At 41.8% G+C, this 24,703-nt stretch carries 20 protein-coding genes and 1 pseudogene; 14 read left to right on the top strand and 7 right to left on the bottom strand.

Translation table 11 applies throughout. The annotated features are described in order from the left end of the window. Nucleotides 1–128 precede the first annotated feature (128 nt). Nucleotides 129–422, top strand: a complete 294-nt coding sequence (locus WKK05_RS30995) for a PepSY domain-containing protein (RefSeq protein WP_341526836.1) — start codon at nucleotides 129–131, stop codon at nucleotides 420–422. Here the strand turns inward: WKK05_RS30995 and WKK05_RS30990 are convergent. Continuing rightward, nucleotides 400–669, bottom strand: a complete 270-nt coding sequence (locus WKK05_RS30990) for a hypothetical protein (protein ID WP_341526835.1) — start codon at nucleotides 667–669, stop codon at nucleotides 400–402. The two genes, WKK05_RS30995 and WKK05_RS30990, sit on opposite strands and share 23 nt — an antisense overlap. A 126-nt stretch (nucleotides 670–795) precedes the next feature. Beyond that, the gene (locus WKK05_RS30985; protein ID WP_341525207.1) at nucleotides 796–1,689 is read right to left on the bottom strand and encodes a transposase family protein; all 894 of its coding nucleotides are present in this window, start codon (nucleotides 1,687–1,689) and stop codon (nucleotides 796–798) included. 264 nt (nucleotides 1,690–1,953) lie between these two features. Between WKK05_RS30985 and WKK05_RS30980 the strand changes: the two genes are divergently transcribed. The 9 genes and pseudogenes from WKK05_RS30980 to WKK05_RS30940 all read left to right on the top strand — a co-directional run bounded on the left by WKK05_RS30980 (nucleotide 1,954) and on the right by WKK05_RS30940 (nucleotide 11,431). Beyond that, nucleotides 1,954–2,256 (top strand): hypothetical protein, encoded by a 303-nt coding sequence (locus WKK05_RS30980; protein WP_341526834.1) that lies wholly within the window; start codon nucleotides 1,954–1,956, stop codon nucleotides 2,254–2,256. Nucleotides 2,257–2,687: 431 nt separating this feature from the next. After that, nucleotides 2,688–4,181 carry a catalase gene (locus tag WKK05_RS30975; RefSeq protein ID WP_341526833.1) on the top strand — a complete coding sequence of 498 codons (1,494 nt, stop codon included), beginning with the start codon at nucleotides 2,688–2,690 and terminating at the stop codon, nucleotides 4,179–4,181. A gap of 268 nt (nucleotides 4,182–4,449) precedes the next feature. Continuing rightward, nucleotides 4,450–4,867, top strand: a pseudogene (locus tag WKK05_RS30970) (IS4 family transposase); the annotation flags it as partial. Between the two features lie 266 nt (nucleotides 4,868–5,133). Continuing rightward, nucleotides 5,134–6,258: a site-2 protease family protein gene (locus WKK05_RS30965; RefSeq protein WP_341526832.1), complete on the top strand. Its 1,125-nt coding sequence runs from the start codon at nucleotides 5,134–5,136 to the stop codon at nucleotides 6,256–6,258. A gap of 559 nt (nucleotides 6,259–6,817) precedes the next feature. Beyond that, a complete protein-coding gene (locus tag WKK05_RS30960) occupies nucleotides 6,818–7,831 on the top strand; it encodes an NAD(P)-dependent alcohol dehydrogenase (RefSeq protein WP_341526831.1) in 1,014 nt (337 codons plus the stop codon). A gap of 457 nt (nucleotides 7,832–8,288) precedes the next feature. Further along, nucleotides 8,289–9,005, top strand: a complete 717-nt coding sequence (locus WKK05_RS30955; RefSeq protein WP_341526830.1) for a Crp/Fnr family transcriptional regulator — start codon at nucleotides 8,289–8,291, stop codon at nucleotides 9,003–9,005. Nucleotides 9,006–9,221: 216 nt separating this feature from the next. Further along, entirely contained in the window at nucleotides 9,222–9,968 is a 747-nt protein-coding gene (locus WKK05_RS30950; protein WP_341526829.1) for a Crp/Fnr family transcriptional regulator, read from the top strand. Between the two features lie 89 nt (nucleotides 9,969–10,057). Continuing rightward, nucleotides 10,058–10,789 carry a Crp/Fnr family transcriptional regulator gene (locus WKK05_RS30945; protein ID WP_341526828.1) on the top strand — a complete coding sequence of 244 codons (732 nt, stop codon included), beginning with the start codon at nucleotides 10,058–10,060 and terminating at the stop codon, nucleotides 10,787–10,789. A gap of 231 nt (nucleotides 10,790–11,020) precedes the next feature. Continuing rightward, nucleotides 11,021–11,431, top strand: a complete 411-nt coding sequence (locus WKK05_RS30940; RefSeq protein ID WP_341526827.1) for a response regulator — start codon at nucleotides 11,021–11,023, stop codon at nucleotides 11,429–11,431. A 276-nt stretch (nucleotides 11,432–11,707) separates the two neighbouring features. On the opposite strand, the gene WKK05_RS30935 is transcribed toward WKK05_RS30940, so the two are convergent. From WKK05_RS30935 to WKK05_RS30925, 3 genes are all read right to left on the bottom strand, one after another. Then, entirely contained in the window at nucleotides 11,708–12,892 is a 1,185-nt protein-coding gene (locus WKK05_RS30935) for a hypothetical protein (protein ID WP_341526826.1), read from the bottom strand. Between the two features lie 626 nt (nucleotides 12,893–13,518). Further along, nucleotides 13,519–14,991 carry a hypothetical protein gene (locus WKK05_RS30930; RefSeq protein WP_341526825.1) on the bottom strand — a complete coding sequence of 491 codons (1,473 nt, stop codon included), beginning with the start codon at nucleotides 14,989–14,991 and terminating at the stop codon, nucleotides 13,519–13,521. A 165-nt stretch (nucleotides 14,992–15,156) separates the two neighbouring features. Then, nucleotides 15,157–15,516: an alr0857 family protein gene (locus WKK05_RS30925; protein WP_341526824.1), complete on the bottom strand. Its 360-nt coding sequence runs from the start codon at nucleotides 15,514–15,516 to the stop codon at nucleotides 15,157–15,159. A 197-nt stretch (nucleotides 15,517–15,713) separates the two neighbouring features. On the opposite strand from WKK05_RS30925, the gene WKK05_RS30920 reads away from it, so the two are divergent. Next, nucleotides 15,714–18,731: a HEAT repeat domain-containing protein gene (locus WKK05_RS30920; RefSeq protein WP_341526823.1), complete on the top strand. Its 3,018-nt coding sequence runs from the start codon at nucleotides 15,714–15,716 to the stop codon at nucleotides 18,729–18,731. On the opposite strand, the gene WKK05_RS30915 is transcribed toward WKK05_RS30920, so the two are convergent. Then, complete coding sequence (locus tag WKK05_RS30915) at nucleotides 18,715–19,503, bottom strand: circadian clock KaiB family protein (RefSeq protein ID WP_341526822.1); 789 nt, start codon at nucleotides 19,501–19,503, stop codon at nucleotides 18,715–18,717. The two genes, WKK05_RS30920 and WKK05_RS30915, sit on opposite strands and share 17 nt — an antisense overlap. Before the next feature lie 313 nt (nucleotides 19,504–19,816). Further along, on the bottom strand, nucleotides 19,817–21,115 hold the full coding sequence (locus WKK05_RS30910; RefSeq protein ID WP_341526821.1) for a type IV pilus twitching motility protein PilT: 1,299 nt from the start codon (nucleotides 21,113–21,115) through the stop codon (nucleotides 19,817–19,819). A 736-nt stretch (nucleotides 21,116–21,851) separates the two neighbouring features. On the opposite strand from WKK05_RS30910, the gene WKK05_RS30905 reads away from it, so the two are divergent. From WKK05_RS30905 to argC, 3 genes are all read left to right on the top strand, one after another. Further along, nucleotides 21,852–22,226 (top strand): hypothetical protein, encoded by a 375-nt coding sequence (locus WKK05_RS30905; protein WP_341526820.1) that lies wholly within the window; start codon nucleotides 21,852–21,854, stop codon nucleotides 22,224–22,226. A gap of 141 nt (nucleotides 22,227–22,367) precedes the next feature. Beyond that, on the top strand, nucleotides 22,368–23,483 hold the full coding sequence (gene wecB / locus WKK05_RS30900) for a UDP-N-acetylglucosamine 2-epimerase (non-hydrolyzing) (protein WP_341526819.1): 1,116 nt from the start codon (nucleotides 22,368–22,370) through the stop codon (nucleotides 23,481–23,483). Between the two features lie 160 nt (nucleotides 23,484–23,643). Further along, entirely contained in the window at nucleotides 23,644–24,612 is a 969-nt protein-coding gene (gene argC, locus WKK05_RS30895) for an N-acetyl-gamma-glutamyl-phosphate reductase (protein ID WP_341531235.1), read from the top strand. The last annotated feature ends 91 nt before the right edge of the window (nucleotides 24,613–24,703 follow it).

Raw genomic sequence — 24,703 nt, 5'->3', positions numbered from 1 at the left:
AGATTTTACCTGAGAACAAGGTGGTTTCATAGAAACACAGAAAGAACCTAATCAAGTTGAAGCGATCGCTTGTTTTTCCCTATTTACCTTACGACATTTTTTGTTTACTGTATCAATGCCCTAAGAAGATGAAACAATTAATTTATTTAGGAATTCAATACTTGTCTGGAGCCTTTCTGCTCTCACTCTGTCTAGCAGGAGTTGCATGGGCTGACGAAGATCGGGACGCTACACCTGATGAACGAGCAAAGGTAGAAGAGGCTCTCAAAAAGCAAGGTTGTTCTTCCTTTGACGATGTTGATTTTATCTTCGGGAGCAATCTCTATAAAGTTGACGATGCTATCTGCAAAGATGGCAAGAAATACGATATTGTTCTTAACACAAACTTCAACATTGTCTCTAAGCAGGAAGATCGCGACTAAGAGGTAATATTACGGAAACTGCGCTCAAGTGCAAAGCTACCAGTCCTAGCGCACCTAAATACCTGTATGGTGAAGCAGTGTAAACCTTCTCCCAAAGGGAGAGGCTTCGCCAAGAATAGCTGATACCAATTTGAAAAAAGAATGTGACAAATAAACCATTTGTAGAGACGCGATTCATCGCGTCTTCACCCAAGAATGTGTTGCAATCATTAGACTTGTCCGAAAATTCCAAAGCCAGACTGTTCAAAGCTTTGGGGCAAAACTTTGATATCTTCGTAAATACGTAATTATAAGGCTTTGAGATAGTTAGTGATAATTTAGAGGCATAAAAATTAACTCCTAATTTCTAAAAATTTATGATTTTTGCTACTAGCTAAGTTGGCAGAACTAAGCTACCAATTCTTAACCTAACTAATCCGCAAACTGTTAAAATAATCTGCTCATACGTCTCAAGCTTTAAGCGAAATCTTTGTGAGGCTATGCGGAATATTTTAAGTAATCGAATCAAATGTTCAATGAATATCCGATTACTAGATAAAGCCTTATTTTCATCTTTTTGCTGTTGAGTTAATTCTCGTTTTGGTTTCTTTTTATGAGGAGTAGTGATATTCTCACCTCCTTGAAAGCCTTTATCACCTGAAAAGGGTTGAGATTTATCAAATTTATTTTGAGATTGACGAAACAATTTTATATCTGCTGTTGGCCCAGGAACACCTACTTCTACCTCTACAATATCTTTGCCTTCTGGTATGCCAATTATCAGACTTTTTAATGTATGTTGTCTCTTCTTTCCAGAAAAATATTTCTGTTGCTCTTTTTGGTCAGAATCCCTATATATTGGCTGTTCTAAGCTATCGACTAATAGCCTAAAATTTGTTAATACTTCTTGAACAAATAGTAAATCACTTTCATTATTTGATACTTGTTCTAATAAACTAGCAGGTAATATATCACGAAGAATTGGTATCCAGTCGTGAAATGTATCATTAGCTTCGGTTTTGGAAACACCAAATAGCATTCCTAATACTTGGAATGTTGGCATCTGTCTTAGATAAAATAGACATAAACATACTTGTTCTTCGGTTGATAACTTTTCGGGACGACCACCACCAGCCGCATTAATTCTAATTTTATGACTCTCTTGTTTAGCTTTGATGTATCGATTTCGTTTTAAGGCGCAATTTAGCAGTGATTGCAATTGTTCGTAACTAATCCCTAAAATCTGTTTTGTTCGTAGTGGATACTTTTGTATATAATCTAAAATCATAACTAATTGTGGAAAATGGTAGACGCCCAATCTAACGTTTTACCATTTTTCTTTTCCTAAGTTAATATTTCGGACAAGTTTATTAATTGAATTGGTATGAGTCGCGCAACGCACCCTACACAACTACTGTATTGCCCCTATCTAGAGTTAACGCCAAAGCAGCAAAGAACCTTACGATAACCTCACACAATCTTCCTGATGTTTACTGATGCTTAAATATACATCTGGAGATGAAGCTAGATAAAGTAAGTTCTTGGTGCATTTATGAAATTAATCCAAATACTAAAAGTAGCTGCAATTCCTGTTTTGGCTGTATTGAGCTTGGTGTCTGCATCAAATACAGCACTAGCTGACTATTTAAATAGTGAGGGTGGAGGAGGTGATTACCGTTATCAATTATGGTCTAGTGATGATAATAATTATTACTACTTGAAAGTTTGGTTAAATGAAGCAAGTCCAGAAAGTGACCCATACTCCACAACTAGAAGATTCACTTCTAGTAGGGAAGCTCTAATTGATTTTGATTGCAACTATGCTCATAAATCTTTACCAGAATGTCCTCGGTAATAATTTTTAACCTACCTTGAAGATTCTGGGAAGGGTAGCAGTGGTGTTTATTAGCGTTCTTTAAACAAGCAATTCATGCTGACTCCTGTAGAGACGCTCGAAGAGCGGCTTCTCGTAAGAGTATAATCGCGTCTCTACTCCTGACGTCTGAATTCTTTATTTTTAAAGCATTTCACCTCAATTTTCATCCTATTCAAAAATATATCTGCTACATATTCATTGTAGGGGCGCATAGCTAGCTATGCGTCCCTATTACCGATTGTCCCAAAATACTAAGCAAATGAGTTGCAAATCATATTCATACCGATTATGATTTATATATAAACTCGGTATGACTACGATTTAGTTTGTTCCAGCTGACTAACCGTTTATTTGCTAACTAAAATGTAGTTTGGGCAATCTGAGTCACTCGATGGAGAACTTTTTTACCCATGACTGAACCCCACAATTTGACAACTGCTGACGGTATTCCTGTTGCCGATAATCAGAACTCACTCACCGCTGGCCCGCGTGGCCCTGTATTAATACAAGATTTCCACCTCCTAGAGAAGCTGGCTCATTTCAACAGGGAACGTATTCCTGAGCGTGTTGTCCATGCTAAAGGTGCTGGTGCTTACGGTACTTTTACAGTTACTAATGACATCACTCGCTACACTAAAGCTAAACTTTTTTCGGAAATTGGCAAGAAAACGGAAGTCTTCCTGCGCTTTTCTACAGTTGGGGGAGAAAAGGGTTCAGCAGATGCCGAGCGTGACCCAAGAGGCTTTGCTGTTAAGTTCTACACAGAGGATGGTAACTGGGATATTACAGGCAACAATACGCCTATATTCTTCATCCGCGACCCGCTGAAGTTTCCAGATTTTATCCATACCCAAAAGCGCAATCCCGAAACCAATTGCAAAGACCAAAATGCCAAGTGGGATTTCTGGTCACTCAGTCCAGAATCGCTTCACCAAGTGACGATCCTCTTTTCAGATCGGGGAATTCCGAAAACCTATCGACACATGGATGGTTTCGGTAGCCACACCTTCAGTTTGATTAATGCTCAAGGCGATCGCGTTTGGTGTAAATTTCACTTTAAGACGTTGCAAGGGCATCAAACCTTAACTGAGCAAGAATCTGCCAAGATTAAAGGAGAAGATCCAGATCACGCGACTCATGATTTATTTGAAGCGATCGCTCAAGGAAATTATCCCAAATGGCGGTTATGTATTCAAGTGATGACCGAGGAGCAAGCAGCAAAACATCGAGACAATCCTTTTGACTTGACGAAAGTTTGGAAGCAAGGAGAGTATCCTTTAATTGAAGTCGGGATACTAGAGCTAAATCGTAACCCTGAGAATTATTTCGCCGAAGTTGAGCAAGCCGCTTTTAGCCCTAGTGCAGTGGTTCCTGGCGTTAGTTTCTCTCCAGACAAAATGCTTCAAGCTCGCATCTTTTCTTACCCAGATGCTCAACGGTATCGCTTGGGTGGTAACTATCAGCAACTACCCGTCAACAAGCCCAAATGTCCAGTGATGCATTACCAGCGAGATGGTTTCATGGCGTTGGGAAACAACGGCGGTAGCGCTCCTAACTATGAACCGAATAGTGCTGAGGATACGCCCAAACAAAATCCAGCCTATGCCGAGCCACCAACCCATCTAGGTGACACAACTGTTGATCGTTTCGATCATCGTTCAGGAAACGACGATTACACCCAAGCAGGTGATCTCTATCGGTTAATGACTCCTGAGCAGCAAGAGCGTCTTGCAAAAAATATCGTTGGTAGCCTCAGTCAAGCAAGACAGGACATCCAGCAGCGTCAACTTTGCCACTTCTTCCGGGCAGATGTTTCTTATGGTCGTCGTGTAGCCGAAGGGTTAGGTATTTCAATTGATCCTTCAATGCTGGGTGCTACTGCTCAACCTGTAGGTAATCAGTAACCTTGTAGTTTCGTATGGTGTGTTATGCCGTAGGCTAACGCACCGAAAACCTGGATGGTGGGTTACGTACTTAAGCTAGATTCATATCCCCGATTTCTTCAAGAAATCGGGGATATAACAAATGAAAACAAGCTCTTTAATGAAGCTCAAAGGCTCTTTAAGTAGATAAATAAAAATATTTACAGTCATTACGATCGCTCACTTCGCAAAGCATATCGTAGAGAAGTAGTTCTAGGCGTTGTGATCGCTTTATTATGCTTCACTACATTTGTTTGCCATTCTCAAACCTGCCGGATTAAATCTCGAAGCCACTCAGCTTGAATCGATTGCGGCTATCCAGCGACTGACTGTCAAAGCTACAGTCAGTCGCTGTTGGCATTTGACAAATGATTCAGGGACGGGATAATCCTGAGTTGCCTGCAAATCTAGCCTTTTCGGATGAGCAACAGCAATGTTTGTTGAAGATTGCACCTACCTTAGAAGGCAAAACTCAATTGCAACAAAATCCCTTTCCTCTTCATTCTTTTCCTTGGGCAACTTGGATAATTGCTCGACTTGGTGTTTGGTCTGGTTACAGGTCTCAAAAACCTTCAGGAATTACTACTTTAATTCACGGACTTGATCAATTTGAATTCACCTTTTTTGGTTGGAAACTCGCTCTAGAACCACTTGTGTTTACACCGTAGCCTTTGGAAAGGGGAGGGAGGGAACTAGATTTTCTTGTTTCCCCCCAATGCATCGGGGGGATTAAGGGGGTCTATTGATATTTGTGCAAGAGGCCTAATGAGGAAGAGACTCACTATTTCTAAGTCCCCAATCCCCAATAACCGCACCTTTACAGACGGACACCACTACCGTGGCAAAGATTAAAAGTACTTAATATATCGTTACACTAAAGACATCGAGAAAAGCGAAAGCCAATCTCTCGCAGATGAAATCAAAGGTGAACGACATGAATGGCACAATTCGCGTTGGTAATCTCTTCGGAATACCCTTCTTTATCCATCCATCCTGGTTTTTAGTTCTGGGTTTGGTAACCTGGAGCTATAGCAGTGGATTGGCGGCGCAATTTCCCTACTTAGCTGGTGGATTAGCTGTGCTACTTGGATTGATGACAGCGCTGTTGTTATTTGCCTCTGTCGTCGCCCACGAATTAGGACATAGCTTTGTCGCCATTCGCCAGGGGATTGATGTCAAATCAATTACACTCTTCATATTTGGTGGTTTGGCTAGTTTAGAAAAAGAGTCGAAAACCCCAGGTGAAGCTTTTTGGGTGGCGATCGCAGGGCCTTTAGTTAGCCTCTTAATCTGCGGTATCGTTACAGTAATTGGTGTTACTACCGCTGCATCAGGAGCATTTGCAGCTATCCTTGGTGTGCTAGCTTCCGTTAACTTAGCGTTAGCATTATTTAACCTGATTCCTGGCTTACCATTAGATGGCGGAAATATACTGAAGGCGCTTGTTTGGAAGGTTACAGGTAATCCTTATAAAGGTGTAACTTTTGCTAGTCGAGTTGGACAAATCTTTGGTTGGGTAGCAGTTCTTTCTGGTTTACTTCCACTAGTCTTGTATGGCAGCTTAGGTAACATCTGGAACTTGTTAGTTGGTTTCTTCTTGTTGCAAAATGCTGGTAATGCGGCTCAATTTGCCAGAGTACAAGAAAAACTTACAGGTTTGACTGCTGAGGATGCCGTTACAGTTGATAGCCCGATTGTCTCTGCTAATCTTAGCCTGAGAGAGTTTGCCGATGAGCAAGTTGTGAGTGGACAAAACTGGCGGCGGTTCTTAGTGACGAATGATGAAGGACAATTAGTTGGTGCGATCGCAGTTGATAACTTGCGAAGCATTCCTACAGTACTGTGGTCAGAAACTCAAGTTAGAGAAGTAATGCAACCAATTACACAAGCTACCACAGTCCAATCTAATCAACCACTGTTAGAAGTTGTGCAACTACTCGAACAACAAAAACTATCTGCACTTCCGGTAATTAGAGAAAACGGTATGCTAGTCGGAATTTTAGAAAAAGCAGCGGTTATCCAACTACTCCAAAATAGAACCCAACCTAACCCTGCATAGTTGTTGGATGAAAAAATACTTTTTAAACCTCCCTCAGAAATTCTGAGGGAATTTTTTATGAAAAAGGTTAGGACAGTGTTTATTGCTCAAAGCCTTGAAGTAACTAGGTTTTTACTCAGCACGGGCTAAACGCCCCGCTACCGCTAACAGCACTCAGCACTTTGCTATATTTTCAGTTTAATTATGTCTACTTACAGCAGTTTTCAAATGGATAGACCATATAAAGACCTCTCCCCGAAGCAAAACTACGGTGTACATACAAATTATCCAAAAATCTTGAAAAACCTCACCCTGTCCTATCGGACATCCCTCTCGTTACTAAGGTTACGGTATACACTTCCAAGGGGGGATTAAGGGGGGTAATTCGACTTGTGTGACACCGTAGCCTTGGTAAGGCGGGGGTAAATATAGTGCAACTTCACAGAGAAACGATATTACATTGCCAATGTATCGACTTACATTGTTAATGTATCAGCCGACAAAAATTAAAGTACCCTTTCTTTAAGCTAACCCTCTGCCCCCATGCCCTATACCCTCAAAAATCTATTGAAAAAATTTTATGAAAGTTTACGAAATTCAAAGCAATGCAGGAATTGATGCGCTGACATTAGTCGATCGCCCCGAACCCAAACCCGCTGCTGGTCAAGTTCTTGTTAAAATTAGAGCCACATCGCTAAATTACCGTGACCTAATTGTTGCTGAGGGAAACTACGGTTCAGGACAAAAATATCCACTTATTCCCTTATCTGATGGTGCAGGGGAAGTGGTGGCGGTAGGAGAAGGTGTTACACGGGTGAAAATAGGCGATCGCGTCGCTGGTATCTTCTTTCAAGACTGGATTTACGGCTCTTTAACCAGACAGAAGATGAAATCGGCTTTGGGAGGTGATATCGATGGTGTACTCGCTGAATATGTTGTATTCCACCAAGATGGGCTAGTAATATTACCTGACTATCTTTCTTATCAAGCAGGTGCAACTTTGCCTTGTGCTGCTGTGACAGCTTGGCACGCTCTCATAACTAAAGGCAATATCAGCGCGGGTGATAGTATTTTGTTACTCGGTACAGGAGGAGTTTCTATTTTTGCCCTCCAGTTTGCCAAGATACATGGTGCTAAAGTTATTGTCACTTCCAGCAGCAATGAAAAATTAGCACGGGCTAGGGAGCTTGGCGCTGACGAGACAATTAACTACAAAACAACACCAGATTGGGAACAGCAAGTTTACCAACTGACTAATCGCACAGGCGTAGATCATGTGGTAGAGGTAGGCGGTGCTGGGACTCTGCCAAAATCACTGCAAGCTGTTCGCATTGGCGGACGTATTAGCTTAATTGGCATATTGTCAGGTATAAGTAATGAAATTGACCCCATGCCAATACTTTTCAAGAGTTTAACAGTTCAGGGTATTTATGTCGCCAGTCGGGAAATGTTTGAGGCGATGAATCAAGCAATGCAACAGCATCAAATTCAACCTATTATTGATAGAGTTTTCCCCTTTAATGAAGTGCCACAGGCTTACTGTTATCTCAAAAGTGGCGCTCATTTTGGGAAAGTAGTAATTGAGTTTGAATAATTACTTAATCTTAAAGTTAGAAACATTAAGCCTATAGTGTTAGTTAACGCGACAGTGTAACGCACCTATTTATCTGTTAAGCGGCGCGTTAGATTTAGCACCATCAAGCATCCTACTTATCTTAAAAATAGGAACCTTGAAACTGTTATTTTACCTTGTTTTCTTTTTTCAACAGCTAATGCAATGCTAGTGCAACATTGCATTTATTTACAGCGAGCCGAAACTCTAGAGGAGCGATCGCATAGTTATTTATTCGTAATTTTCATTTCTAGTTAAAATCAAATTCCTACTTAATTATGTTATGTTAGATATATTAGATATATCTGTATAACACTCTTATTTTTTGATAATTCTATTTTAGAGAATACACCTTTTGACATAAGGATTAAATTATTCACTTATCTCCTCATGCCTGAAGTTGCCTTTTCTAAAGACGGCTACATTCAGGAGAATCTTAATGTCATTGTCTGAACATACTCTTGAGCAACCAGAAAATAAGTTGCTCGCGGCTATTCCCGCCTCTGAGTATCAGCGTCTTGTTCCTCACTTAAAGTTAGTTTCGCTTTCAAACCAGCAAATCCTTTACGAAGCAGGTGAACCGATTACACACGTCTATTTTCCTCAGAAGACAGTGGTTTCTATAGTCACCATTATGGAAGATGGCTCGACAGTGGAAGCTGGCTTGGTGAGCAATGAAGGCATGGTGGGTGTGCCAGTAATTTTAGGAAATAACGTTACAATCACAACAGCGTCTGTGCAGGTTCCAGACAGTGCTATCCGGATGGATGCCAATGTACTTAAAAGTGAGTTTAATCGGGGTGGGGCGCTTCAAAACTTGCTACTACGCTATGTGCAAGCTGTATACACTGAAATTGCACAAGGTGCAGCCTGCAACCGTCTGCATACAATAGAAGAGCGGCTGGCTCGCTGGCTAATGACAGTCTCTAAACGTCTGGAATCAGAGGATTTTCCGCTTACGCAAGAATTCATCTCGCAGATGCTGGGTGTACGTCGTGCTAGTGTTACGGAAGCAGCTAACACCCTAAGCCGAGCGGGAATGATCAGCTATCACCGTGGTTATATTAACATTCTGAATCAAGAGGCTTTAGAAAAAACCTCCTGTGAATGTTATCAGGTCATACAAGATGAATTTGCTCGCTTACTGAAGCAATAAGCTTAGTAAACGAATCGGATAATTTTTTTGACTGCTTATGTACGATACTGAACAGTCCTGTGCCAGTTAATTAATTTAAGCTTTTATAAGATTGTCCCGATCTTTTCTTTAGGGAGTACAGCTTTTGACATTAGGAGTTGATCCTTAAATCCTTTCCTTATGCCTTGATCTGGCTTTTCTAAAGTCACCTACTTTATTTAAGGAGAGTGACTTTAAGTGTCATTACAGAAAAATAGTTATCCGCCTTGGTCAAATAAATTGCTCGCAGTTCTCCCAGAGTCAGAATATGAGCATCTTGTTTCCCATCTCAAGCTGGTTCCGCTCTCAATTCACCAAGTCCTTTATGAAGCAGCTGAACCCATCACACACGTCTATTTTCCAAGTAAGGCAGTGGTTTCTATAGTCACTACTATGGAAGATGGCTCGACAGCAGAAGTTGGTTTAGCAAGCAGTGAAGGTATGGTGGGTATCCCAGTAATTTTAGGAGACAGCATCACAACTACAACAGCGTTTGTACAAGTAGCTGGTTTTGGGATGAAGATAGATGCAGATATAGTAAGAACTGAGTTCAATCGCGGCGGAGCGTTCCAAAGCCTGTTGCTGCGCTATGTACAAGCTGTATATACTGAAGTAGCACAAGGATGCGCCTGTAACCGTCTACATACAATAGAGGAGCGACTGGCTCGTTGGCTACTAACAGTCTCAGACCGTTTGGAATCAGACAATTTTCCACTCACACAAGAATTTATTGCCCAGATGCTGGGTGTGCGTCGCTCTGGTGTCACGGTGGCCGCTAGCACTCTGAGCCGAGCAGGAATGATTAGCTACCGTCGTGGTCAGATTAACATCCTGAATCGAGAGGCTTTGGAAATAACCTCCTGTGAGTGTTATCAAGTCATCCAAAACGAATTTGAGCGTTTATTGGGCAAAAAGCCCAATAAACGCTCAAATAAAATTTTTTGAATTTTCTGTGCGAAACCGGACAGACTTGCAAAAGTAATTTCATTTAATGTAATTTTCTGTGCCAATTTCTATTTCAGTTTAAATGTTCAGTGGACGAAAACATTCTTAATCCGCGAATAAATAGATTGCTTGCGGCTTTACCAACCAAAGATTATGAGCGTCTTGTTCCCCACCTCAAGTTAGTTTCGCTCCCCACTCGACAAGTTATTTACGAAGCAGGAGAACCCATCACACACATCTATTTTCCTGATAAGGCAGTGGTTTCTATAGTTACCACTATGGAAGATGGCTCGACAGTGGAAGTTGGGATAGTCAGCAATGAAGGCATGGTTGGTATCCCGGTAATTTTAGGAGGGAACACAACAACCACAAAAGCGTTTGTACAGATAGCGGGTACTGCTATGCAGATAAATGCAGATATAGTAAGAACGGAGTTCAATCGCGGGGGAGCGCTTCAAAGCCTGCTGCTGCGCTATGTACAAGCTGTATATACTGAAGTAGCACAAGGATGCGCCTGCAATCGTCTGCATACACTAGAAGAGCGGCTAGCTCGCTGGTTACTCACAGTCTCTGACCGCTTGCAATCAGAGAATTTTCCACTCACGCAAGAATTTATTGCCCAGATGCTGGGTGTGCGTCGCTCTGGTGTCACGGTGGCCGCTAACACTCTGAGCCGAGCAGGAATAATCAACTACAAGCGTGGTCATATTAATATCCTGAATCGAGACACTTTGGAAGCAACTTCTTGCGAGTGTTATCAAGTCATCCAAAACGAATTTGCTCGCTTAGTAGGCAATTTGCCTAGTCGCAGCCAAAGATAATCTTACAGCAATTAGCATCTAAGTAAACTCCAATATTTAGATGTAAAATACAAAATGATGGTTCATTGACATGAAAACTACTGTTAATTTATATGTCTGAAACCGGACAGACGCTGACTATTGATTACATCTAACCTGTGAGATGGGCGTGCATTTGAATGCACTATTAAAAGAGGTGCATTTTAATGTAATTGCCACTTCAGGTATTAAAACTTTCCAGTGGTAAGAACAATGTCTAGTAAATCCATCTCCCTGCAAGGTCTGCGGTTGCTAATTGTCGATGATGACCCTGATACGAGAACCTTACTCTCTTGCTTATTTGAGTTGGAAGGGGCAGAGACTATAACTGCTGCTTCGGGAAGCGAAGCTTTAGAAATAACCTCATTTTTTAAACCAGACATCTTGCTCATTGACATTTGCTTGCCAGATGAAGACGGCTACTCACTACTCCCCCGGCTGAGAAATATTAAGGGAAACCGCAAGCACAAGATTCCAGCTATTGCACTAACAGCCTCTGCTATGGAGGAAGACCGCGATTATGCATTTTTAGTAGGCTTTGACAGACACTTATGCAAGCCAATTGATTTAGACGAATTAACCTCGGTAGTGGCGAGTTTAACAGAATTGGTACAGTACGCTTAATAGTAATTCGTAATTCGTAATTAAGATACATCGAATTTAGTGTGGGTTTCAGGGAATAGAATTTGTTGTCGTATTTTAGAGAATTGGTACAACCTTTTTGTGTTTAAAAAGCTGTGGAGAATCACAGCTAGTTGTGCGTTCCGAAAAAAATGTATACTTCATGTAGCAAAGAAAACTATCAGTCTTTAAAATTAATACCAGTTTCAGATAAAAAGGCATAGATTCTCTCACTAAAAAGTTAGATAAAATCTATCTTTCTTAATTACGAATTACGAATTAGTAAGACTTTCTCATTTTTTTACGTGCTACGTCGCGCACTTTTTGATTTAGCAAATAGCCAAAGCCAGCAGTTTCCAGGCGATGCACAAATTCTTCGCGTGTGTGTGAAAGGGCTTTAGCAGTAGCATCTAGATTCCAGTTATGTTCAGCTAGTTTGCTGAGTAGGTAGGCACGCCGAGTCTGTGCTTCTGATAAACGGTAGATTTTAAGATACTCGATTTCTCCATTTTCTCGCGCGATCGCTTCCCCAATATAATTTTCTTGTTTAAGTTGCAGGTTAGTCATAAAGCGTTGCAGCACAAACGGCCCAGCAGTATAAACTCTTTGAGTATGTAGTTGACGTTGTAATAGTCCCTCAGCCATGAACCCCTGAAATGATGCCCAATCTGATCGCATTTTAGCGATCGCTCCTCGCAAATCTGCCAAACTATTTATTTGAGAATCATCTACAGATACATCCATTGGAAAGGTTGTGTCATAAAGTAAGCCGTACTGATAAATCAACTCACTGTAGAAGTCTTCTAGCAAGCTAGTGTGCAAAGCGCGATAATCTTCTGGCGTGGGAACCACAAAAGCAGAAGCTAAAGCTTCGGCAACAAATACTAATACTCCAACTTGTCTTTGATGAATCTCAAACACGCGCAAAGCATCTTCTAATCCTGCAATATAACGTCCGCTAACAGCAGTTTCAGAGCGCGAACCCAGCCCATTAGACAGAGCATACTTAGAATATTCACTCCAAGCAATATCGGGGCCAGAGAAAAACAGCGACAGAAAACCTTCCATTGCCAGATGCAAAGGCAAAAACCTTAATTGGTTGACTGATTCCCGCTTTACCATGCGATGCATCAACCGCACACTTGCACAACCGCAGTTCAAACGCTTACCATCAGGCTTAACTATCTGTCCGCCAAAGCTTGCAACTGGGCTACCATCATCACTCCAAGACATTACCAACCCATGCGGTACATAAGAAAAGTATTTCATCCCTGGTTGCGTCATCTCACCTGCTAAGGAGACAACTGTAATATCTTCGTTATAAGAGCGACGCAGCAAGCGCAAGTCACCACGCACCTGATGCCGTAGTAGTGGCACAATACGGACTGCTCCCCGCACTTGGGAAGGTGCGATTTCTAAACCTTTCAGAGATATATCTGTTAATAATTTGTTTTTAGATGCCATATTTAAGAATTAATATTAAAAATTCCAGCTTATAACGGTTCTCAGTTAGGTGCAGTACAGTTTTAACCTCTCTCCAAACCTCTCTCCTAAAAGGATAGAGGTTTTAATTCTTACTCCCCTTCCCTTGTAGGGAAGGGGCTGGGGGTTAGGTTTGTATTAAACTCAACTGCAAACTCCCATAAAGTTCTATTTTTTGAGACTGAGAATATTTGCGCTTAGAAATATTACTTGGGGAAATGGAATGAAGGGGGCAAAGGAGATAATTTATACCAATTCAATGAATGGTTGCAACACATCGTTGGATGAAGACGCGATTCATCGCGTCTCTACAGATGGTCTATTTGTCGCATTCTTTTTTCAAATTGGTATTAGTTTTAATGTTGACCTTTTGAACCCCGACATTGACCTTCTAAACCTCAACGTTGACCTTTTGAACCCCGACGTTGACCTTCTCAACCACGACGTTGACCTTTTGAACCCCCACGTTGACCTTCTAAACCCCAACGTTGACCTTCTAAACCTCAACGTTGACCTTCTAAACCCCAACGTTGACCTTCTAAATCCCGACGTTGACTTTCTGAATTCCAACGTTGATGTTCTGAACTCCAAAGTTGACCTTTTCAAGCTCAACCTTGATGTTTCAAGACACTCTCTTCTCCTATTTCTCCACTTCCCTCTAACATCTGCTGCACTCGTTGAGCCAAATATGCTTCTAATTCCCCCAAAGGAGCAGAACCTTCAGCAAAACGAGCAAATCCCAGCATAGTTGGTAAATCCTCAGCATCTCTCAATCCTACAGTGGGAATAGTTGAACTAAGGTTACGTAGAGAAAAGTCTTCAGAATTAAACACAGGATTGCAATGAACAATTGAAGTTCGCCGCATGGGGTCTAACTTAGTGCGGTATACTCGTAAAACTTCTGCTGCACCATTGGGTGGATAGTTCTCGCAACCATCGGAGACAATCACCACCAACTCCGCACCTGACCCTAAAGCTGCTAAGAGTGGTGTTGCTAAATCAGTTTGTCCGCTAGCACGTACTTGCAATGCATCCTCAACAGGTACAGTCCAAAACGCACGGTATTCTTTAGATGCAGCTTGCAACAAATAGTGAGTAGCAACAGCCACACCTAAAGGACGGCGACGCTTTTGACTCGAACCAGAACTGGAGTAACTGCAATCTAAAACAGCGGCAATTCTTCCTAGTTTTAAAGGTGCTTTTTTCAAAACTAATCGCGCCGATCGCACCAAAGCTTGGTTTAAAATATCTCTTTGTTGTTGTCTAGTTTCCAAAGACAATGACAGAATATACAATGCCAACTTAGTTAAGGGAAGGCGACCCAAATCTAGGTCGATTTCAACTTTATTAGTACGTTCTGCCGCACCTTGCCAACGTAGCTTTTCGCCCAAAGTCATCTGCTGTTGAATACGCGACAAGAAAACATCACGGGGTACTTTGTGTTTTACCGCTAATCCTTCGGCAACAGTGAAAGGAAGCTGATAAATTGCTTCAGCGCTGTAGTGTGCTTGGCGAAACTGCTCAAATAACTCAGTTGAGTAGATTTTTTGTGTCCAGTTGCGGAAGAGAAAAGTACTTAATTCGCCCGGAAGTTTCAAATGTGCGTGTGTTGCGATCGCCCGGACTTTGGCGCGATACTTAACAGCATCAAAACTCATGTCACGCCGCATACTGATATAATCGCGAGCGATCGCTCTACTGCGACGGTTGTTAATCTTTCGTAGACGCAACTGTTGCAAAACTCCCCAAGCGCGTTGCGGAGGCAAACCATTGAGTGCATGAGCAATAAGTGTGCCTTCCTCCTGACGATGTTCTGGAGAAATATCCCGTCCCGTTGCCAGCAGTTTTATAATAATTTGTGCTTGATTGAAATGATTGATACCTGCTGCTAGAGAACGAGCATACAACAAGCGGTAATTACCCAGAATGTAATCATGTAAAAAGTCAATTGATACCCGTTGTCCGTAAGCATCATCATAGAATTCACGTTGTCCTGTGCAGGCAAGACAAGCATTAATAAACATTACCAAATCTTCTCGCGCCACCTGTTCTACGCGGTTCGTATAGTTGTTAGTAGCCATATATATGAGTAGAGACGCGATTAATCGCGTCTGTACAAGAATGTGATGTATTTGAAGAGGATGCTGTTCGGGGAAAGGCGGCACAACTAGCTAGGACGAGTTTACAATTCGGGTTCGGAAGTTGTACCAAAGTCCCGCGAACAGCAAGACTAAAAGACTGAAAACTTAAGCGTGACAGAACTGCTTAGTTTGTGAGAGTTGATAAAGCAATAACTCAGTTGATTCATTCAGTGCAGTCACAAAAATCCCTGTTTCACTTTCTGTATCGGATGTCAACCAAGTACCTTGAAGAATAACTTCTACCGAATCGGTATCACAAAGGGAAAGTTTCACAATATTTCCTTGAGCTAAATTAGCCAGATGGGACAAGTCTGCTGAAAGTAAAAAAGCAGCTGTGCTTGGTTCAATATAAATGTTTGTACGCGATCGCAAAGCTAATAGAACTCTTGTATTTACCCAATCTTCTAAGGATTCGTTGAGTAACTCTAGGCTAAAGCTATTTTCTGTGTAGGTAAGTTTTAACATATAGATTGATTGAGATTTAATTTTTAGTTGTATGTTTTGATGCTTTATCTATAAATACAGAGTATTCCCAAAAATTGCCCTTAAGCCAACAGGGTATTTGCGAACGGAAAAGCTTGTAACATCTAACTAAGACAGCTAGGGGAAGTTGTTAAACTTAGGGGATTCCCCGAACTTTGTTCAGTCTTGTAATTATAGCGATGGCAAGAGCGAGTTATGGCCCAGAAGCAAAAAAGCGATCGCGGCGTTTATTAGAGACGCTCTTAACTTATGCCAATGACGAAATAAACTGTCAAGATGAAGCCGCTTTAGATGTGCTGCGTCCCCAGATTCAAACTCGTTGGCAAAGTGAAAATCAGCTAATTGTCAGGACGAAAGTGAGATTCTTACAGTCTTTGACAGGTTTAATATCGGCTGAAAGTGAATTAAAAGCTGAGCAAATCAAAGAAGCCTTAAAGCGGTTTGCAGATTTCTTAGAAATTTTAGAAGACAACCGCCCAACTCGTGGCGGTTCAGAAACTTGGCATTTCACCCTCAAACTCTGGCACAAACGCCAAGATACAGAAGCCAACTTGCAACAATTTGATTGGGAGTGGGAACGCCGTCGTCCAGAGAAATCGAAGCAGGTAACGAGAGCAGGGGAAGTAGGGGAGGCAGGGGAGGCAAGGGGAGATAAAAAAGAAATATCTCCCTCACTTGTGGACTGGCAACAGCTGTGCCGTACAAATTTAGAGGCGCAAAACCACGGAAGACTAACGACTAATCCCTTAACTAGTGCCGATGGTGTAACCTTCGAGCTAGATCAAGTTTATGTACCCTTGGGATTAGTGCAGCGAAAGCAGCGTTTGCGCTACCGAGATAATGTGATTTTGCAAGAGGGTTCGCGTTTATACGAACTAGAAGACGCAGAAGTCATTCAGACTTTTGATCATCATGAATTTATCCGACAAGTGCTGCAACCAAAACAAAATCAGCGCATCGCCATTGTTGGAGAACCAGGGGCGGGAAAAACTACTTTGCTGCAAAAAATAGCCGCATGGGTGTTAGAAAATACCGAAGATTTGCCTATTTGGATCTCCTTAGCTGATTTGCAGGGCAAGACTTTAGAACAATACCTTATTCAAGATTGGTTACCCTCCGCTACTCGCAAGCTACGTGTACCGCCAGAAATAGAAGAAGCATTCTGCGAACAGTTTAACCAAGGACGGGTTTGGTTACTTCTGGATGCAGTGGATGAAATGGCAATTGAATCAAGCCATGCTCTAGCAAAGATTGCCAGTTGTCTCACAAGCTGGATAGCTGACGCCTCAGTAGTGCTAACCTGTCGACTTAACGTTTGGGATGCAGGCAAGAATGTATTAGAGTTTTTTGATACTTATCGCAACCTTAGTTTTACTTACAGTCAGGAACAGATCAAGTTCCCTTTCTGCGATCAAGTGGGACATTTCATTCAACGCTGGTTCCAAGAAAATCCTGCTTTAGGAGAAAGTTTACGCGTAGAGTTAAACCAACCTGAACGACGACGTATTAAGGATGCAGTGAAAAATCCTTTGCGATTAGCGTTATTGTGCCGCACATGGGGATTGTGGCAAGGAGGATTGCCCAACACCAAAGCAATGCTTTATGAGCAGTTTGTTGAAGCAATTTATGAGTGGAAACAGGATCGTTTTCCTACGACTTCCGTGCAGCGATCGCAATTAAATCGAGCGCTGGGTGAGTTGGCGTTGTTGGCAATCGCTCAAGAAAAAACCAAGTTCCGCCTCAGACATCGCTTCATATGTGAAGTATTAGGCGCTCCTGATGATGGTCTGTTTCAATTAGCACTACAGTTAGGTTGGTTAAATCAAGTTGGGATTTCAGAAAAACTGGGCGAAAAAGTATATGCCTTTTACCATCCCACCTTTCAGGAATACTTTGCTGCACAAGCGATTACAGACTGGCGCTTTTTCTTATTGGGGAAGGTGGGGCCCCCTCTGAGAATAAGGGGCAATGGGGAGTGGGGAATAGGGAGTAATGAAAATTTCCTACTTTCCACTGAAGGCAATTACTATATTTTTGAACCGCAGTGGCGCGAAGTAATTTTACTGTGGCTAGGTAGAGATGACATACCACAAGAAAACAAAGAAGAATTTATAGAAGCATTAATTAATTTTTCAGATGGATGTGGGGAATTTTATCGCTATCAGGCTTATTTTTTGGCAGCCCAAGCAATTGCTGAGTTTACAGACTGCCAAAAAGCTGATGAAATCTTCCAGCAATTGATCAAGTGGCGTTTTGGATACTTGCATTCCCAAAAACAGAAGTGGTGGAGATTTCCGCCGCCCATTGTTGAGGGTGCGCGGGTGGCATTATTAAAAACCGATCGCCCAAAAGCGATCGCAGCTTTAGAGCAATTTATCACCTCAACCACCAATGAATTTGAAAGTTGGAATGCAGCTTATACTTTAGGGAAAGTATTTGATCCGGGTAATCAAATTGCGATCGCAGCTTTAGAAAAACTTGTTAAAACAGTTCGCCATGAATCTATCCGTTGGCAAGCGGCATATAGTTTAGCAAGAGTTGATGCAGATAACCAAACAGCAGTTGCAGCATTAGTGGAAATTATCAAGTCAACCAAAAATGAATCAACTTGTCGTAAAGCCGCCTATAGTTTAGGAAAAATTACTTTTGAGAATGCGTTCGCTATTTCCACACTAGAGAAAATCGCCGCATCAGGAACCGATGCATCCCAACGACGACAAGCAGCAGCAAACTTAGAGGCACTCCGCGGTACTACTCAATTAAAAGAATCCTCTTCTACCTCTGCTCCCCCGGTTACTGAGCGCAGTCGAAGTACACTCCCTCCTTCGCCTACTCTTCTTGCTTCTTTACTCCAAGGTATCGCAACAGGAAATGAAGATACCCGAAGACGCAGGGCTTACAAATTAGCAAAACTTGATCCAGGGAATCAAGAGGCATTTATGACTTTATTACAACTATTGAAATCAGCCCAAAGTGAATTAGTTCGCAAACACTCCGCAGAAAACTTAAAGGAAATTCTTCAAAATGAACAGTTGCCAGAAGTTATTGCATCTTTAAAAGATTGCTTTTCTAATCAAGTTTGTGAACATGAGTTAGAACAATTTCGCGATTGTTACAAACTTCTTTGGTACTGTGCAGAAAATATGAATTATTTGGAATTCTATCAGATTTGGCATAGGTCTAAAATTGTTCTTTAATAGCTAACATCTGTAAGATTCTTTCCCCATGATCCAAATTGCCAACAATTCGCCGAATTGGGTGAGGCCAAACTTTCATTAAAGTGGGAGTTGCAGAAACTTGATTGATTTCCGCTTGTTCAGGATTAGTTAAAACATCAATAACTTTTAGTGTATATGGCTGTCTGAGCGATCGCTCCAATAGTTCGTGCAGATTCTGAAGAATGCGTTCAGTAGTGCCGCTATGTCCGGCAACGAACAGACGCAGAACATAGCCTTGTGTAGTAAATTGCTCTTGTTGCGCTGTTACAGCCTGTCGATGATACTTTGGCACTGGTTCAGAAAGGTCTAAGCGCACAATTAAATCATGGTCTTCCCAAAGTTCTGGGAATGAAGAGTGGTAAGTTGACAATACCATGCGATCGCACAAACCATCCTGCCAAGGAGCGGCTTGCCAGATTAATTCTTTTGTGCCAAAAATCGCGTTAAGCAAAGCCTGATGTTTAATCACCGCCGGATAAGCTTCCGCAAAAGTTTGCACCTTTTGGCTGCGGGGATCTAACCAGTGGTCAATCGTGGCAGTATAACAAGGCACTAAAAAATGCGGAGGCTCTGATAAGTCTAAAATTTCCTGTAAAGCATTACATAAATGTAAATGCCATCGACCTTGCTTGCTAGAGTCGATACAGTAAATTAAATCTCCTCCGGGTGTAAATAACGCAATACCTTTGAACAACTGGGGTTTAGATAAATTATCTGTAGTCAAGTTACTTACAGGGGCTAGGGAACTCAAAAGTCGAAAGTAAAAAATTTTATCTCCTACTTTTACCTTTTACCTTAGCGAGAACTGCAACCAGGAAAACAAGGATATTGGGGGTTGGGGGTTGGGGATTGGGGATTGGGGATTAGGCATTAGGAGTACAGACGCGATTATACTCTTACGAGAAGCCGCTCTTCGAGCGTCTACGCGTCTCTACAGGAGTTAGGAATTAAAAATCAACACTCAAGAGTTATTTCTCCCCCTGCTCCCCTGCCCCTTGCTCCCCTGCCCCCTGCTCCTCTACACAGACGGGATTAATCGCGTCTCTACCCCTACTCCCCACTCCTTAAACCCGACCCCGGAGAAATTGCGCCATTTCGTTAGGAGTTGGTGACATTTCCAAAGCAGTTTCTTCAGTGATGCGACCATCTTGATAGAGGTTGAGCAGCGACTGATTCATCGTGATCATACCGTCAAAACTAGCTTGTTTCATCAACTCGGTAATTTCATCGTACTTACCATCTTTAATCCATTCCTTGATGGCTTCAGTGTTGATCAAAACATCGTGGAAAGCCGCTCGCTTACCATCAGTTGTGCGGCACAAGCCTTGAGCAATCACTGCTACTAAAGACTCAGAAATTGCAACCCGCATTGCATCTTGTTCTTCACCAGAGTAAAGATTAAGAATCCGTTCAATGGTTTTTACAGCGCTATTGGTGTGCAGGGTTCCCATAACCAAGTGACCAGTTTGTGCAGCTTTCAAGGCAGTATTGACTGTTTCTTTATCTCGCATTTCCCCTACTAGAATCAAATCTGGATCTTCCCGCAAAGCGGCTTTCAAAGCATTGTCAAATTTGCGGGTGTGCATTCCTACTTCTCGCTGTTTTACCAAAGACTTGCGACTTTGATGAACAAATTCGATTGGGTCTTCAATGGTGATGATATGCTTGGACATCTCTTTATTGATGTAGTCAATCATCGCTGCCATTGTCGTGGATTTACCAGAACCAGTAGGCCCAGTCACCAAAATTAAACCTTTGTGGTGATGACAAATATCTCGAAAAACGGGAGGTAATTTCAACTGTTCCATAGTCAAGATTTTCAATGGAATCAATCGTAAAACCATTGCTGGCCCTTTAAGGGAACCAAAAACATTAATCCGCACACGAGCAAACTCGTACTGAGTTGCACCATCAAATTCTAGATATTCTTCAAAGCGCTGAATTTCCGCTTCTGTCATTACCTCCCGCAACCAATTCATTAAAGTTTCTTTATCTGTTTCTGGATAATCCGTTGGTTGGATTTCTCCGCGGTTGCGAAAGCGGGGTACTTCACCTACACCCAGGTGAACATCAGAATAACCCTCATCATAAGCTTGTCTGATTATCTGCCCTAAAGTGAGTTTTGAACTGCTATTTTTTGTGGTAGCGGAACTAGGCATTGGTGGTGGAGTACCTGGACGATGAGCTGCAACAGGTGGCGGTGCAACGGCAGGAGCGTTAGCACTCCTATCCATTGACATATCTAATGTTTGTGTATGCTGGCGCTGCGTACTCATAGTTGGCGGTGGTGGTGGCATTGGCGGCATTGGCGGCAAACTACGACCCGCAGAGTTGGAATTTAATGGAAGTGGTGTTTCTGTCATATAACTTTAAATTTGGCAAATTTGGCTGGCATAAGGTTGAATTAGAGCTATGTCAAGTCAATTTTTTTAAAAGTTCTGAAAATAGCTTGTACAAAAGCTCTCTGACAGTGAAAGTTAAGCAATACTCTGACGGGAAGGTCAGCCCATTTTATCCACCTCCACTAGTATCTTTTTTTCTTGAGGTTCCACTATCTAGTAGATTTATAGGAATTATTTAATTTATCTAACCTTGTTTAACACACCTAAGACCAGAACAAGCTTCAGTGAATATATGGCGTTTACCCTGTATTAATAATTACAAACAATTTCTTTTGTTAAAACTCTCTACCATTAAATGAGAAATTTATTCCATGTTTGGACAGAAATTGCTATCAATTAACAGCACAAATAGCAGCAGATAATTTATTCAGTACTTTGTGAATTATGAGAATTGCCAGTGATTTTTATAAGATATATTAAGTTCAGCAGAAGTAAAGCGCTAGCGATGAACGTAGGAATGGGATGGTATTGAGCTTCTATACCTCAAGACAGATGCCAAAAGGAGTTTTTATTTTTAAAGGTAAATTTGACTTTACATTCATATTTATAAAAAATTAACTGTAAAGTTTAGTAAAAAAATGCTCATTTTCCTAATAGGTTTTTATATACTGAATTTCACTTGAATGATTCAGTTTGCTTGTGAACAACAAGAAATAACTGAAATTAAATTTGCTGTGTATTTTTGGGAGGAAAAGTCATGGTTTCGGCTCAAAGCTCTAATCTAGGAAAGACCTACTCCTTGGTAATGATCAAAAGCTTTTTGATCTGGACTTTCACATTGGCAGTATGCTTGTTGGTTGTCGGTTTCCCATTAGTTGTTTTGATGGCTACGGTCGGATGTCTGTTGTCGATTGTTTTACAATCTGTGATGCCTGTTAGTGCTGTTTTGCTCGTGGCAGGTGGTTTAATAATGTTTAATGTAATGGCGGTTGTGATGGCTGCGGGTGTACTAACTGCGAAGGGTGTTCATCCCAAGGAAATTAAATGGTTAAGCTGGTTGCATGGTGAAGCAGATGAAATGCAGACGCCTGTTTATGCTGCTTGCCCTTTAACCTGTGATATCAAAATGTAGTTATCACTGCTAAATTCGACAAACAGTGCATCTGCCCGGTTCAGCCGGGTTTTTTCATTTCATAGTCATTTGTCATTTGTGAAGATTGACCATTAACCATTGACTATAGACTATTAACTAATGGCTAATGACTATTGACTAATGATTAATAAAAAACGAGTTTGCGTTATCTTGGGTACTCGTCCAGAAGCAATTAAACTGGCTCCGGTGATTCAGGTTTTCCAAAAGTCCCCAAGTTTTGAGTTGGAAGTGATTTTAACTGGGCAGCATCGAGAGATGGTTGAACAGGTGATGCAATTGTTCAACATCAAGGCAAATCATGACCTAGAGATTATGCAGCCTCGGCAATCTTTAAACGATATTACCTGCCGCAGTTTGCGAGGTTTAGAAGCATTTTTTCAGGAGCAAAAACCAGATTTGGTGGTAGTACAGGGAGATACTACTACGGCTTTTGCCGCTACTTTGGCAGCTTTTTATCAAAAAATTCCTGTAGGCCATGTAGAAGCAGGCTTAAGAACAGATAATATTTTTAATCCTTACCCAGAAGAAGCTAATAGGCGCTTGATTTCTCAACTCACTCAGTTACACTTTGCGCCCACTTCTGGCGCTGTAGAAAACTTGCAGCGTTCTGGTGTTTTAGGGGAAATTCATCTAACAGGTAACACGGTAATTGATGCTTTATTGAGTGTGGCTGCAACGCAACCAGCTTGTAATATCCCTGGCTTAGACTGGGAATCCTATCGCGTTTTACTAGCAACAGTTCATCGTCGGGAGAATTGGGGAGAACCACTCCAAGCGATCGCTAAAGGGTTTTTACAAATCTTAAATAAGTTTCCTGATACGGCTTTGCTATTACCATTGCACCGCAACCCGACTGTGCGTGAACCTTTGGAGGCGCTATTAGGGAATCATCCGCGAATTTTTTTAACAGAACCATTAGATTACGGGGAACTGGTGGGAGCAATTGGGCGATCGCATCTTTTGCTAACGGATTCTGGCGGCTTGCAGGAAGAAGCACCTAGCCTTGGTAAACCAGTTTTGGTTTTGCGAGAAACTACGGAGAGACCAGAGGCTGTGACGGCAGGTACAGCAAAACTTGTAGGAACTAATAGTGAGGAAATTTTTGCTGCATCTGCTGAGTTACTGAGTAATTCAACTGCATATCAAGCAATGGCAAATGCAATTAATCCTTTTGGCGATGGTCATGCAGCAGAACGCATCTTGGAAATTGTGCAAAATTATTTAGCAATTGGCTAATCTTCTTTAACTAAAAAATCTGATTTTGTTACAAAAACTAGTAATACTCTAGTAGATATACGACAGTGAAGAACAAGGACTCATAAAGTAGACCAGACAATGATCTATCGTTGGGTTCAAGCTTATCTTACTGAACTTGAGAACCGATCGCGATCGCATGATTACTAAACCTAAAATTTTTATTGATGGAGAATCGGGAACCACAGGTTTACAGATTTACTCGCGCCTCAGCCAACGAGATGATATCGAGTTAATGAGTATTGATGCATCTAAGCGTCGGGATGCAAGTGAGCGAGCGAAACTAATTAATGCTGTTGATGTTGCGATTCTCTGCTTACCTGATGATGCAGCCCGCGAAGCTGTGAGCTTAGTAACTAGTACTACGGTTAAGATTCTTGATGCTAGTACTGCTTATCGAACAGCTAAAGACTGGGTATATGGCTTTCCGGAACTAAATCCAGGGCAACGAGAGCAAATCGCTAAGGCTCAGTTTGTCAGTAATCCTGGTTGTTATCCTACAGGCTTTTTGGCTTGTATTCGTCCGTTACTAGCCAAAAACCTAATTCCTAAGCACTTTCCGATTACCATTAATGCAGTTTCAGGTTACTCCGGTGGCGGAAAAAATCTCATCAAACAGTACGATACCTACCATGAGCAGCAAGCCGGAACAGCTTCACTTTATCCCTATGGCATCTATGGTTTGCAGTTTGGGCATAAGCACGTCAAGGAAATGCATCAGCATTCAGGTTTAGCATCGCCGCCGCTGTTTGTACCAGCAGTGGGTGATTTTGAGCAGGGGATGCTGGTACAGATACCTTTGCCACTGTGGACTTTAGATAATCCGCCATCAGGTGAGGCTATCCATGAAGCGATCGCAGACTACTATCAAGGTGAGAAATTTGTCCAAGTTGCTTCATATAAAGAGCCTAGTCTACTGCGAGAAGGAACATTTTTGGATGCGACAGCTATGAACGACACTAATGTTGTTCAGGTTTTCGTATTTGCAAATGATAGTACCCAAGAGGCGCTATTAGTTGCCCGCCTCGATAACTTGGGTAAGGGCGCATCTGGAGCCGCTATCCAAAACTTAAATATTATGCTGGGGCTTCCAGAAGAGTTGGGGTTGTGATTTTGGAGGGAGTGGGGAGTAGGGGAGCAGGGGAAACAGGGGAAGCAGGGGGAGACTTACTCTTGAGTGTTGACTCTTAACTCCTGTAGAG

The organism is Nostoc sp. UHCC 0302, assembly GCF_038096175.1.
Classification (GTDB): Bacteria; Cyanobacteriota; Cyanobacteriia; order Cyanobacteriales; family Nostocaceae; genus UHCC-0302.
Note: the sequence above shows the minus strand (reverse complement) of the source record. Positions and strands in the feature narration are given on the sequence as shown.